A 13937-nucleotide genomic window follows, 5' to 3' on the forward strand; every position below is an offset into this window, starting at 1 on the left:
GAATATCAAATCAACAATGAAAAATATTTTTTTATATATCGTTCTCTTTTTTAGTGTTACTTCACTGTCGGCTCAGGTAAATAATTACGAGCAGTTGAAGTTGTCACTGGAAAAATTTAATAATAAAAGCCTCAATGAGAAAATCTTTGTTCATACAGACAAAGATGCTTATCTCGCAGGTGAAATTATGTGGTATAAATTGTACTACATAGATGGTTACTTTAACAAGCCGCTGAATGTTAGTAATGTAGCTTATGTAGAATTATTGGATCAGGCGCTTGAGCCGGTATTCCGCGCTAAGGTTTCACTTGATCCTAAAGAATCAAATGGTAGCATTCACCTTCCTTTACATCTTGGATCCGGCATCTACCAATTGAAAGTGTACACGAACTACATGAAGAACTTTGGTGAAGACCTGTTCTTTGAAAAACAAATTGCTATTTACAATACTTTCTCCAGTGATACTGCTGTTGTGGCAGATATTCAGGCCGGTTACGCTGTAAATCTGTATCCGGAAGGTGGCGTATTATTGGCAGGTATTGAAAATAATCTGGCCTATCAGGTTGTTAATGAAATAGGTAAAGGTGTTGCTAATGAAGTGTGGTTAACCAGGAATGCAAAAGATACGATCGCACATGTAAAAAGTAATGCACTTGGGATGCAAAAACTGGTTTTTACTCCTGAAAAAGATCAGCAATATCACCTTATCGTGAAATTGGAAAGTGGAGAACAGATTTTACAAGCAGTAAGAGGTATAGAAGCTACCGGATCAAATCTGCGTCTGACTGATAAAGGAAATGACCTTGAAATAAAAGTTCAGAATATCGGAGCTGCTAATAATTTCAGAGCCAGATTGGTGAATCTTTTAATTACGTCAAACAGGCTTCCTGTGAAAGAACTGAAAGGTAACTTCCAGAATGGCGAAGCCGTATTTGTTGTTAGTAAAAATGATCTGAAAGATGGTATTAATGTTATTAGTGCAATCAATGATTTCGGACAACCTTTGAGCGAACGTTTGTTCTTTAAAGTGCCTGCTTCTAAACTTGAATTGGAAGTGACTACTAATCAGACTGTTTTAGATACAAGAAGTTTATTGAAATTAGATATCAATACTGCAAACGGAAAAGATGTCAATAGTTCATTGTCAATCTATCGTATCGACTCGCTGTTTCAGGTGGATGAGTCGGATATTTTTCAGTATTTATGGTTGAGTGGAGAATTGAAGGGAGTAGTGGAAAATCCTGGTCATTACTTTAATACTTCGTCAAAAGATATCCATCAGCAAATAGACCTATTGATGCTGGTAAATGGCTGGAGACGTTTTAACTGGAGTGATCTGGCGATCAGCGATTTTAAATATGTACCGGAAGTAGTAGGGCAGATCGTTTATGGGAAATTGATCAATAGTGTTTCAAAACAACCGATTGCCAATAAAACCATTTCTTATTCATTACCGGGTAAATATTATAAAATTGGTACTGCCATGACCGATAGCCTTGGCGATTTCAGTTTTATTCTGAAGGATGTATATGGCGTCAATGATATCTACTTACAGGTGCTGGATATGACAGATAAAAATTATGAGTTTATTGTTTCGGAGAATTTTATTAATGAACACGAATCACCATTCTCCCGTAAGTTTTCTTACAGTACTGCCGGCAATTTAGATATGTTGGAAGAATACCATGTTGGTAACCAGACCTACAATATCTATTATGCTGATAAAATCAGAGAATATAATGTGGTAAAAGCATTAGATACCATTCCTTTCTTCCAGAAACCGATGTATTCTTATATATTGGATAACTACACCAGGTTTAATACAATGGAAGAGGTTTTACGCGAATTTGTACTGCCGGTAAATGTATATACCAAGAACAAAGAATTGCGTATCGGTATTATTAATACGATTTATAAAGAACCTCACAGAGAAAATGTATTGACAATGATTGATGGTTTAGTCATTCAGAACGATACCGAAGTTTTTGCTTTAGATCCGCTGTTGTTTGAAAAAGTTGAAGTGCTCTCACGTGCTTATGTTCACGGTATGGGATACTACAATGGAATTGTGAATTTCAAATCTTATAATGGTGACCTGGGTGGATATGTTTTACCAGAAATCGTTAAAGTAGTAAACTATGAAGGATTACAGAAATATCGCACCTTTTATCATCCTGTTTATCAGAGCAAAGAAGCGAAAGAATCGAGATTACCGGATTACAGACATACAATGTACTGGAATCCAAGTGTAGAAATCAACGCAGGTACTTCCAAAAGCATAGACATTTACACGTCGGATTTAAAAGGTAAATATGTAGGTATTATTCAGGGTTTGGATAAAGAAGGAAAAGCCGGTTCATACAAATTCTATTTTGAAGTAAAATAATAAGAAATCAATAAAAGCCCCCGTATCAACACAATGTTGATACGGGGGCTTTTTTATTTATAAATTGCAAACGTTTGCATATTTTTCATATCGGGAAAAGTACTTATTTTCATTCTTCAACTAACTTGCACTTATGAGCTCAAGAAGAAGCTTTTTAAAGAACGTTTCATTTTCAACGGGTGCCTTAGCCGGATTACCGGCATTTATGAGTGAAGAGACCCCGCATCCGTTAGCCGGTAAGAAACCTAAATTCAATATGTGTGGTTATCAGGCTCCTAAACTGGAAACGGTTAGAGTTGGTATTATAGGTTTAGGAATGAGAGGTCCCGGAGCCGTTGAGCGAATTTCATTTATTGAAGGCGCGAGTATTGTTGCGCTTTGTGATAAGCTGCCTGAAAGAGCTGCCGCCGCACAAAAGTATTTAACCGATAAAGGATTATCCAAAGCAGTAGAATATAGCGGTGAAGACGGATGGAAAGCATTGTGTGAACGAAATGATATCGATCTGGTATATATCTGCACACCATGGCACTTGCATACACCAATGGCTGTTTATGCAATGAAGAACGGAAAACATGCTGCGGTAGAAGTGCCTGCAGCTTTAACGCTTGATGAGTGTTGGGAGCTGGTAGAAACTTCAGAGAAAACAAAAAAGCATTGTATGATGCTTGAAAACTGTTGCTACGATTTCTTTGAAGCACTCACTTTTGCAATGGCTCAGAAAGGATTATTCGGTGAGTTGATTCATGCGGAAGGTGCATACATACATGATCTCGTTTCTTTGAATTTTAGTAAAAACGGATACGAAAATATGTGGCGTTTAAGAGAAAATGCCAAACGCAATGGTAACCCTTATCCTACTCATGGTCTGGGGCCTATAGCGCAATGTTTGAATATTAACCGTGGTGATAATTTCGATTACATGGTTTCCATGTCAACGAACGATTTTATGATGCAGGCAAAAGCAAAAGAACTGGCTGCCCAGGATGAGTTTTTTAAAGAATTTGAAAACCATACTTATCGGGGTAATATGAATACCACTCTGTTAAGAACGCATTTCGGTAAAACGTTGATGGTACAGCATGATGTTACTTCTCCCCGGCCTTATTCAAGAATACATCTGTTGTCAGGCACAAAAGGCGTTGCCAGTAAATGGCCGTCACCTGAACGAATTGCTTTCGGACACTCGTGGTTAAAGAGCGAACAATTACAGGATTTATATAAAGAACATACGCCTGAACTGATTAAACACGTAGGTGATATTGCTAAACAAATCGGTGGTCATGGTGGTATGGACTTTATTATGGATTGGCGTTTAATTGACTGTTTAAGAAACGGATTGGCTTTAGATCAGGATGTATATGATGCCGCCAGCTGGAGTGCTGTTGTACATTTATCAAATCAGTCGGTAAGTAAACGTTCAAGACCGGTAGATGTTCCTGATTTTACCAGAGGTAACTGGAAGATCAATAAACCGGTAGATCTTGGATTAAGAGGAGGAGGCAATACCTCTGTGCGTTCAAAAGCTCCGAAGCCCGAAGGCCAGATCAGTTTGTAAAACTAATTACCTTTGAGAAGAATTGAGAATTAAGAGTTAAGAATTAAGAGCTGTTTTTGAACTGACTATAATTTGCTGTGTTCATTATAAATAGCTTTTTACACTTTCAATTTTTAATTCTCCATTTTCAATTCTTTTCTTGTAAAGCTTTCAGTAACGTTATCTGATTAATTGCCCGGTGCAGATTTTGTTCGGCATATTCAGTCGGATAATATTGATCATTGTTGAGATAGTCTGTCATGAATCGGATAGACTGCATTAAAATCATGATTTCACCGAAAGTGATAAAATGTTCTTTTTCTAATGCGGTTACAGAAGGCATTCCTTGTATGTAACCTTCGAAAATTGCTTCCAGAAAATCTTTTCTAACGTGTATGGCATCAAACTCCTGCGATGACTCATGTACAGGACAAACATAAGTACGAATCATATCCCCCCAGTCACTGAATAAATAGCCTGGCATTACCGTATCAAGGTCAATTACACAAACACTTTTATCTTCTCTGTCGAATAATACATTACTGATCTTTGTATCGTGGTGCATTACCCGTCTGATAAAACCTTCTTCAAATGGAATATTGATTGAAAACTCAATTACACGTTTTTGTTGTGCTATTTTCTGTAAAGTGGAGTGTGCCGCTTTTTTTCTTTCTTCATTCGCTTCTCCATAGGCTTTCTCCAGTTGTTGTGAGCGGTAGTGCAACGAATGAAAGTCAGGAATGGTAATTCGTAAAGCATTTACATCGAAGTCTTTTAAGTGATGTGAAAATCTGGCAAAGGCTCCGGCCGCTTCGAACGCCAGTGAGGCGCTTGCTACCGTATTATGCGTAACAGTATTACTGATATAATCAAAAACACGGATAAAGCGATCGTTTATCTGTAACAGCGTACTTTTTTCAATCGTAAACTTCAGTAACAGATTTTTGTCTTGAGGGTAGTGCTGTTGCAAATATTCAGAAATCAACCGGATATTATGATCAATGTCTTCAGGATGCTCAAATACATTGGCATTAATATTCTGCAGAATATAATGTTGTTCCTTGCCGGATTGATCCTGCAATAAATAGGTTTGATTGATTAAACCTACATCGATGGAATGGAGTTTATACTGGTCTGCGGGTATGTCATAAGCTCGCAGTACGGCGATAATCAGTTGGTCTGTCGAGCTGATGTTGGGATCACTAATTTTCATTTCAGAAACATTCAGTAATGAAAATAAAAAAAAGCTTCCATATAGGAAGCTTTTTTATGATATTAACTTTCTCTTTTTATTATTGATTCGGAGAACGTTTAGGCGATGCCTGTGCAGGCCATTGACCAGGTTGACCGGTTCTTGGATTGCTTGGTAAAATCGCTTTTTCATTAGATGTTTTTTCAGGATCTTCACTAGCCAGATAAGCTAAAGCGGCAGTTAAGATTACGTTATTGGTAACATCATCCCAAACGATTTTATCATAAGTATCCAGGTTAGTATGCCATGTAATCGTACCATATCCCCAGCTTAAAGAGCTTAATGAGAATGCCGGAGCACCAGCTGCGATGAATGAGCTGTGGTCAGAACCACCGCCTGCAGGAGAACCCGGGAAGGTAGATTTAATATGTTGACGTACTTCGTTAGGAACCTGATTTAACCATCTGGTGATATAGCTGTAAGAATGTAAGAAACCTGAACCGCTTACATCTACAACGCGACCGGTTCCGTTATCCTGATTGAATACAGCCTGTACGTTCTTAACGATTTGAGGATGATCTTCAACGAATGCTCTTGAACCGTTTAATCCACCTTCTTCAAAAGCCCAGTGACCAATGATGATGGTTCTTTTTGGATTAGGGTAGTATTTTTTCAAAATACGGGCAGCTTCCATCATAGTGATAGTGCCTGTACCGTTGTCAGTAGCACCGGTAGCACCATCCCATGAATCTAAGTGTGCAGATAAGATTACATACTCATTAGGTTTTTCAGTACCAGGAATCGTTGCGATGGTATTGAACATCGGCACGTTGGCAGTATGCTTAGATTCAGCACGAACAGCGATTGTTGGTTTAGAACCACTTTCAGCTAAACGGAATAACATACCATAATCTTCTACTGATAAATCTAAATGAGGAACTTTTTTAGTAGTAGCAGAAAATACTTTGTTTGCACCGAATTCTCTAGACCAGTTACAAATGATTACACCGGCAGCACCTGCATTTTCCAATGCACCTACTAATGTAGCGTTTGTATAACCTGAGTTAGTGATTCTTTTCATCCATGCCTGAGTGCTTTCCAGTTGTTCTTTTCTGTTGTTGTCGATAGACTCCTGTGTACCGAATTCTTTCCAGTTAACATCAGATCTGCCTGATACAGGAACCTGTGAAATTAAAACGAATTTTCCTTTTACAGTTCCTAACCATTTGTCGAATGCAGCTTTATCTGCTACTTCAGGAATTACTACTACTTCACCATTAACGGTTTTACCGTTGGTTGTTGGAGAGTAAGCCAATTGACGGCCATGTAATGAATTACTTCTTGGAGTGATCAGGTCAATGTGAGTAATACCTCTTTCCCAACCGGTCCACTCACCGGTTTTTTGTAACTCAGCTTTGATTCCCCACTCTTTATATTTTTCAGCTACCCAGTCGTTAGCCATTTTCATTTGTGGAGTACCTGTTAAACGAGGTCCGATTTTGTCTAACAAGTGATGTGCTAAAGATTTTAATTGAGAACTTTCTTTAGCTTCTTTAGTCATTTTCTCAATGATCGGGTCAAGTTGTTGTTGTTGACCTCTACCCATCATGGTAGGTTGTGCAATAGCGGCTGCACCGGTGAATAATAACGGGAGAACAATCGATTTTCTCACGGCATTCAGTAAAGCAGGTTGTTTCATTATAACTGATTTTGTGTTAAACTAAGGACGCAATAAATTGATATTTAGTTGCATATCATAAACCAGCTCTGAAATTATTAAAAAAAATTGTACCTGCAAATACAAATTATATAAGTGGTAATAAATCTTCCTGGGTTAAACTGAACAGATCTTCCACATTGCATTTCAGAAATAAAGCCAGTTTGAGGGCCAGAATTGTAGAAGGTACATATTTACCCGATTCGATGGCGTGAATGGTTTGGCGGCTTACACCGATTTTCTGCGCCATTTCTTCTTGTGTAAATGCGGCAGCCGTTCGTTTTTCTTTTACTTTATTCAACATGCCCCATCGATTTTTGAATTCTGTATAGTAAAACCTGCGTAATGATTACAAACAGAATGACCATTACAAAAATGTTCAGCATCAGCACCATTAATAAAGCCATTTCACGTACGAACAGCAGAGAGAAAATGAGCAGGATGCAATGAGTGAGAAAAGCATACTGAAGTCCTTTTAACCGAATCTGATTCAGGTATTCATCGTCTACTTTTTCCTGCGAAAAGCCTACCATAATACCACCGATGATGATGCCGATGGCGGTAAGTAATGTGGTCAGGTCTGTTACTGCAAGTGTAAAAAAGGTGGTTTCTCCGAAAAGCTCATTGGACAGTACTGCCGGAAAGTTCACTTCCCAACGGGGTAACAGGTCTGTGTTAATCAGATAAAGGATGCCCAGAACAGTTGACACTCCAAAAATAAACCAGCCTAAAGGTTTGTAGCGGTGTGGGATGTTGAATTGTTTCATTGTAAAGTATTCTTTACATCTAAGGTATGGGTTAATGTAAAGTTAGCTTTACTTTTTGATGTTAAAAATATGTTAATTGGAGCTGTCGTATTTTTTTCGTATATTATTAGAAGGAGCTGTTGTGTATTGAAAGCTGAAATTGCAAACGGGCTATGCTGTTTTTACTTTTACCATTAAGAAATTAAAGGAATTAAGAATTTAGAATGTAGCATTATGAACGCAGAGAGGATTATGAGTTTAAGCTGTTAATAGTCTCCCTCTGAATTCTGAACTATAATTCTTAATTTCATTTTCCTCTCCCCCTTCTCCTCTCTCAATTATTTTATGCAGATTGAAAGTTTAGCTTGCAAATTGCATAAAAAATGGCTTAAATTTGTGTAAATTGAAAGTTTAACTTGCAAATTACATAAAATGATTACTCGGGAGCTGGAAGCCAACTTATTGAATGCATTAGAGAATATGCCTGTAGTGGCATTGCTTGGTCCCCGGCAGGTAGGAAAAACAACGCTGGCCTTGCAAATGACACAACAACATATAGAAAAGGAAGTCATTTATCTCGACCTGGAACTGGATACGGATCTGAATAAATTAAGTGATGCTGAGTCTTATTTACGCAGGTTTGAGAATAAATTATTGATTATTGATGAAGTGCAGCGTAAACCTGATTTGTTTCGTATTCTGAGAGGATTAGTTGATATCAGAAAACGGGCGGGGGAGAAATCTGCTCAGTTTTTGTTACTGGGATCTGCTTCGCGTGATTTATTGCAGCAGTCCTCTGAAACGCTGGCGGGTAGAATCCGGTATCTGGAGTTAAGCCCGTTCTCTGCATTAGAAATACATGATATGAATCCTTTAAACTTTTCCGCTGAAAAGCTTTGGTTCAGAGGAGGTTTTCCCGATAGTTTTCTGGCTGTAAACGAAAACGAAAGTTGGGAATGGAGAAACGATTTTATTTCCACCTATGTAGAAAGGGATATTCCTTTGATGGGGCCGCAGATACCAGCCACAAGAATGAAGCGTTTCTGGACGATGCTGGCACATTATCATGGACAGCAAGTAAACTTATCTGAAATAGGAAAGGGGCTTGATATAAGTCATACTACAGTGAAATCTTACCTCGATACCCTGACTGATTTTTACATGGTCAGACAAATTCAACCCTGGGCAGGAAACACCAAAAAGCGATTGGTAAAGTCCCCAAAAATATACATTCGTGATACCGGATTATTACACAAACTACTGAATATTTCAGACTATGATAGCCTGCTAGGTAATCCGATAGTAGGCGCCAGCTGGGAAGGATTTGTAGTGGAAAATATTATTCGTCATCTGTCTAATAAATGGCAGTATAGTTATTATCGAAATTCATCTCAGGCAGAAATAGATCTGGTATTGGAAGGTCCTGACAAACAGATCTGGGCAATAGAAGTAAAACGTTCTTCTGCTCCAACACTCACCAAAGGTTTTTTCTCCGCCTGCGAAGATATTAAAGCCACGCATAAGTTTGTTGTTTATGCCGGTTCTGAACAATTTCCAATGTCTGATGGGGTGGAAGCAATTGGGGTGGTGGGGATGATTAACTATATCAAATCTTTCAATTAGTATGATAAAGGGAACGTTGTGGGGGAAAAATAGATTATATATTAAGAGATAATACAGCTTGCATCACCTGATTGATTAACTTGAAGTAAAATGTTAGCCTCTGAAATTTTTTTAGAATTGATAGGACTATTTATGTATTCGAGTGTTTAAGTATTATATCTTAATTACAAGAAGTGATATTGAAAAATATATGTATATGATTAGTAATATAACAGGTCTGCATTTTCAACCTTATGTGGGTAAGGAATATGAAATATCAGGTAAAATTTTGTTAATAGGAGAATCACATTATCTTGATGAAGACCTAGATGATAATGATGATTGCAGTTCTGGATATGATAATTTTACCCGAACGACTATTGGTGATTTCATGGAAGGCACTTTACCTCAAAAAATAAAATTCTTTAGAAACATTGGTTTGCTATTTGGCGAAAATGAGAAAGATATATGGCCAAAGATTGCTTTTGCAAATGCAATGCAAATTGGTCTTTCTAAAGCGAAAAGTCAACCGCAAAGGAGACATATAGAAAGTATACCATCAGCTTATCAATTGCTCCTGAACAACCTTAAACCTAACAAAGTAATTGTGTTATCTAAGAGAATGTGGAATAACTGGATTCCTGAAGAAAACGGATATTATCTATCAAATAATAAAGTAGAGGGAAAAGTAAGTACTACTTGGAAATATAAGTATGAAGGTGGAGAATGTATTGCTACAGGTATTGCGCATCCTTCTTGGATGTTTGGAGATACTTATCGGAACTGGCGGCCTTTTGTTAAATCTTTTTTGGAAATGGATGATAATAAATGAGTCATAAAATCTATTGTCTCTACCTATTTTCATTTTTATTAGATAATAGATAGCCATGGAATTCTTATTTCTGAAATATGAGGTGCTGAAGTTTTAATATCTTAATGAATAGTTGACTTATCAAAATTTCTGGTTATAATATAAACTTTCTGTCCACCCACTTCGTATAAATAGTATAACAGGGTAATATTTCTGCAACCTCATAAAAGAATGATAATGATTTTAATAAACTCGTCTTCTTTAAAAGAAATTGAACAGGCTTACGAAAAAGCTGAAAATCTGCTGCATGAAAAAGAATATAGTCGCTCGGTCGTTACCAAAGATATTAAGGAACTGGTAAAACAAATTATTGATACTAAATGGGTGTTGATAGAAGAAATAGAGAAGGACTTCAGTTTGTTTGATATCCAGTCGGCAAAAGATACCATTGTTGGTTTATTTCCGCTGGTTATCAGTTATGAACATCTAAGAGATAGATTGAAGGTTCATCCAGTTATAAAAATCAAAATTCGGTTTTTATTAAATGAACTGCAACTGGTTACCGGAGAATTAAAAGCTCTGATGAGCGATTTGGAACGATACAAAGTGAGTGATTGTTCAGACCTCATCAATCAACTTTATGAGTAAAGTAACCGTAAAAATATTCACTACCGATTTATTCAGGAAAAGTATACGTAAGTGTGAAAAGCAAGATGCCTACTCTAACAGTTATAATTGATGTCTGAAACCTCTTTTTGGATAAAACAATTGAAGAAATCATCAGCTGACCTGTATTGCTTTCCATCAAAGGGCAGTTCTTCTTTATTAAATCAAGAATTGTAAATTCAAAATCTGGTAAAGGAAAAAGTGCTGGTTATAGAATATATTTTTTCGTTAATAAAAATAATTCATGTATTTATTTACTGGATTTTTATCCTAAAACAGGAAAATATGGGAAACCTGATCTTACGAAAATGCAGGAAAAGTTAATTGTAAAATCTTTTCGTGAAGAGTTTGCTTCAGGTACTTTAGAGCTATTCTTAAAAAAACGGGAAATAGGAAAATAAAAATCCCTCAACACTGTTGAGGGATTTTTGTAGCGAGGAGCAGACTTGAACTGCCGACCTTCGGGTTATGAATCCGATGCTCTAACCAGCTGAGCTACCTCGCCAAATGATTGGGGTTGCAAAAATAGAAAAAAAAAAGACCCCACAAAACTTTTTTTGCTTTTTTATAAAAAATTGGTTGTCACCGAATAAGATAAATATGTTGAAACCTTTATCTGGACAGTATTTGAAGTAAATCACGGATCATTTTTACCTGTTCGTTCAGATGACCGTGTTCAGCTTCTACATTCACATAAGCAATTCCTTTTTTACCGTAATACACACTCATTGATCCGTCATTCTTCACTTTTTTATTATCCTGCAGTGTCACATTATGTTCTAAAGCCTTGAGCTGGTCGAAAATAGCCTTGCTGGTGGTTACAAAAAAGTCGTCGGGGTCATTTGTTCCCTGATAGTTTTCGGCAGCATCTCTGGCATAGGTACCACCTTCCATATAACTCAGAATGGAGAGGTTACCGTCCGTATTATTGTGTAAGGCAATTACAGCGGCTCCGGTAACAGGAATTTTAGAAATGATGTATTTGCCCAGATCCTTTACTTCTCTGACTGTACCGGCCTTAAACTTTGTATTCAGGCTCTGTAGCGTTGCACGTATTCCTTTTCTGGTATAAATGCGGTTGGGATCTACAAAAATGCTGTCGCCTTTGAATAAGAAACCAAGATTTCTTTTTTCGGGATTTACAATTTTAATAATAGTACCTCCTGTTTCTGCAAATACTTTTTCAGCCGCTTCTACGCTGGTGCTTTCGTTTCCGTGTAAATTCACTGCATACACCGGATTATTGCCGAATTTTTTGGTTTCGATCCGTACCAGTGTTTTGCCCACCAGCACTTCCTCTGTGCGCGACGTTTGAGCGGTGACCGGTAATGATAAACAGCCGGCCAATACGAATAACGAAAGATACTTTATCATAAAACAGGGTTGTTGGTATAGCTTAAAATTACAAAAACGGCAGGAGCCTGAAAAGTAAAAAGTCATTAGAATACGATATTTCCGGGAGAATACGGGTGTTTATATCAATAGCTAATTTTCAATGAGTTAGATTTTAAAGCAGTTTAGAGGGAAAAAGGCAAAAAAAATCCCCAACAACGTTGGGGATTAAATATGTATTATCGTTGTTTAGTTTGTTTTTCCGGGATAAACCTTTAAAGCTGCTTCTAAACAATCCATTGCACTTTCCAGTGCTTCTACTGCCAGCACATAAGCCAAACGTACTTCGTTTTTGCCTAATCCCTGAGTTCCGTAAAATCCGGTGGCGGGAGCCAGCATTACTGTTTGTTGATTATGTTCGAACGATTCCAGCAACCATTGACAGAATTTATCTGCATCGTCAATCGGTAATTTTGCAATTGCATAAAAAGCACCGCCGGGGTTAGGGCAATAAACACCCTCCATGGCATTCAGTCTCTTTACCAATACGTCTCTTCTTTTCTGGTATTCTGCTTTTGTGGCGTCGAAATAATTATCCGGTAAATCGATGGCTGCTTCACCCAGAATCTGCGCAAAAGACGGGGGAGATAAACGTGCTTGTGCAAACTTCATCACTGCATTATAAACCTCTTTATTTTTGGTTACTAATGCACCGATTCTACCACCACAGGCACTGTATCTTTTAGAAATCGTATCCATCATCAGAATATGATCGTCTACACCTTCCAGCGTTAAAGCACTTTTTGCTTGTCCGTCGTAACAAAACTCTCTGTAAGCTTCATCAGAAAACAAATAGAGGTTATGTTTTTTGATGATATCTCTCAATGTGTTCATTTCATCCTGACTATATAAATAACCGGTCGGGTTGTTTGGATTACATATAACAATCGCTTTGGTTTTTTCAGTAATTTTTTTCTCAAATTCACTGATCGGAGGTAGTGCGAAACCTGTTTCGATGCTCGAAGTAATCGGTACTACTTTAACACCTGCTGCTACTGCAAACCCGTTATAGTTAGCGTAAAACGGTTCAGGAATAATTACTTCGTCGCCAGGGTTAAGGCAGGCCATAAAGCCGAATAAAATAGCTTCAGAACCACCGGTGGTAATGATGATCTGATCGGCAGTAACGTTCACGTCGTTTTTAGCGTAATAGCCAACTAATTTTTTGCGGTAGCTTTCGTTACCGGCACTATGGCTATATTCTAAAACTTTAAAATCGGCTGTACGAACAGCATTTAATATCGACTCAGGTGTTTCAATATCCGGTTGACCGATATTAAGATGATAAACTTTTGTTCCTTTTTTCTTTGCAGCTTCTGCATATGGAACAAGCTTACGAATAGGTGAGGGTGGCATCTCCTGCCCGCGCGAACTGATCGTTAACATATTTTAGTATTAAATGCTTTTATAAATAACCTTTGCATTGCGAAGCGCCACAGTTACATTTCAGTTTTCCTTCATGATGTGTTTCTCCGTAATTACAAGTAAGTTCTTCTCCTTTTTTAATAGCCCGCAGCGTGTAAAATTCTACACGATGACGAAACAGCCGCATATAAGTATTCGGAGCACATGAATGATTGATAAATCTTAAATCATTGCCGGGTATATCGGCTAACAGGGCTTTATCATCTTCAAACTCAACAATCGAAATACTTTTTTGCTGCTTGGCTATTTTTCTGGCGGTTCTGATAGAAACGATTTTTCCACCCATATCCCCCAGTTTTCTTTTAGCGGGAATAGGCACTGCGGCATACAGCCCGTCGCCGGCAATTTTACTCCTGGCGATCTCTACCTTGTAAACCAGTTTTGGAACGATCATTTCCATGCAATACCTGTTCTTTGTGGATGCAAATGTACATCTTTATATGGTCGGTGTCGCACCGATCAT

General features: G+C 37.7%; 13 protein-coding genes and 1 tRNA gene. 6 read left to right on the forward strand and 8 right to left on the reverse strand.

What is annotated here, in order from left to right:
* Positions 1-16: 16 nt before the first annotated feature.
* Together D9O48_RS03470 and D9O48_RS03475 are read left to right on the forward strand one after the other, a co-directional pair.
* Entirely contained in the window at positions 17-2386 is a 2370-nt protein-coding gene (locus D9O48_RS03470; protein WP_126970603.1) for a hypothetical protein, read from the forward strand.
* A gap of 133 nt (positions 2387-2519) precedes the next feature.
* The gene (locus D9O48_RS03475; protein ID WP_126970604.1) at positions 2520-3944 is read left to right on the forward strand and encodes a Gfo/Idh/MocA family protein; all 1425 of its coding nucleotides are present in this window, start codon (positions 2520-2522) and stop codon (positions 3942-3944) included.
* Positions 3945-4071: 127 nt separating this feature from the next.
* On the opposite strand, the gene D9O48_RS03480 is transcribed toward D9O48_RS03475, so the two are convergent.
* The 4 genes from D9O48_RS03480 to D9O48_RS03495 form a co-directional block, all read right to left on the reverse strand.
* A complete protein-coding gene (locus D9O48_RS03480) occupies positions 4072-5136 on the reverse strand; it encodes a phosphotransferase enzyme family protein (RefSeq protein WP_126970605.1) in 1065 nt (354 codons plus the stop codon).
* A 79-nt stretch (positions 5137-5215) separates the two neighbouring features.
* Positions 5216-6814 carry a M20/M25/M40 family metallo-hydrolase gene (locus D9O48_RS03485; protein ID WP_199750483.1) on the reverse strand — a complete coding sequence of 533 codons (1599 nt, stop codon included), beginning with the start codon at positions 6812-6814 and terminating at the stop codon, positions 5216-5218.
* Positions 6815-6920: 106 nt separating this feature from the next.
* Positions 6921-7136 carry a helix-turn-helix transcriptional regulator gene (locus tag D9O48_RS03490; RefSeq protein WP_126970606.1) on the reverse strand — a complete coding sequence of 72 codons (216 nt, stop codon included), beginning with the start codon at positions 7134-7136 and terminating at the stop codon, positions 6921-6923.
* Entirely contained in the window at positions 7126-7599 is a 474-nt protein-coding gene (locus D9O48_RS03495; protein ID WP_126970607.1) for a hypothetical protein, read from the reverse strand. Before D9O48_RS03495 ends, D9O48_RS03490 begins: the two co-directional genes overlap by 11 nt.
* 411 nt (positions 7600-8010) lie before the next feature.
* Here D9O48_RS03495 and D9O48_RS03500 point away from each other — a divergent pair, with 411 nt between their 5' ends.
* The 4 genes from D9O48_RS03500 (at position 8011) to D9O48_RS03515 (ending at position 11058) form a co-directional block, all read left to right on the forward strand.
* Positions 8011-9201, forward strand: coding sequence for an ATP-binding protein (locus D9O48_RS03500; RefSeq protein ID WP_126970609.1), 1191 nt, complete (start codon positions 8011-8013; stop codon positions 9199-9201).
* Positions 9202-9397: 196 nt separating this feature from the next.
* A complete protein-coding gene (locus D9O48_RS03505; RefSeq protein ID WP_126970611.1) occupies positions 9398-10012 on the forward strand; it encodes a hypothetical protein in 615 nt (204 codons plus the stop codon).
* A gap of 216 nt (positions 10013-10228) precedes the next feature.
* Complete coding sequence (locus D9O48_RS03510) at positions 10229-10639, forward strand: hypothetical protein (protein ID WP_126970613.1); 411 nt, start codon at positions 10229-10231, stop codon at positions 10637-10639.
* A gap of 146 nt (positions 10640-10785) precedes the next feature.
* A complete protein-coding gene (locus D9O48_RS03515; protein ID WP_126970615.1) occupies positions 10786-11058 on the forward strand; it encodes a hypothetical protein in 273 nt (90 codons plus the stop codon).
* A 30-nt stretch (positions 11059-11088) separates the two neighbouring features.
* On the opposite strand, the gene D9O48_RS03520 is transcribed toward D9O48_RS03515, so the two are convergent.
* The 4 genes from D9O48_RS03520 to D9O48_RS03535 all read right to left on the reverse strand — a co-directional run bounded on the left by D9O48_RS03520 (position 11089) and on the right by D9O48_RS03535 (position 13874).
* Positions 11089-11162 (reverse strand) — tRNA-Met (locus D9O48_RS03520).
* Positions 11163-11269: 107 nt separating this feature from the next.
* Positions 11270-12031: a hypothetical protein gene (locus tag D9O48_RS03525; RefSeq protein WP_126970617.1), complete on the reverse strand. Its 762-nt coding sequence runs from the start codon at positions 12029-12031 to the stop codon at positions 11270-11272.
* Between the two features lie 207 nt (positions 12032-12238).
* A complete protein-coding gene (locus tag D9O48_RS03530; RefSeq protein ID WP_126970619.1) occupies positions 12239-13435 on the reverse strand; it encodes a pyridoxal phosphate-dependent aminotransferase in 1197 nt (398 codons plus the stop codon).
* Between the two features lie 19 nt (positions 13436-13454).
* The gene (locus D9O48_RS03535) at positions 13455-13874 is read right to left on the reverse strand and encodes an SET domain-containing protein (protein ID WP_126970621.1); all 420 of its coding nucleotides are present in this window, start codon (positions 13872-13874) and stop codon (positions 13455-13457) included.
* Between the last annotated feature and the right edge of the window lie 63 nt (positions 13875-13937).

Source organism: Gynurincola endophyticus, from assembly GCF_003991195.1.
Taxonomy (GTDB): domain Bacteria; phylum Bacteroidota; class Bacteroidia; order Chitinophagales; family Chitinophagaceae; genus Gynurincola; species Gynurincola endophyticus.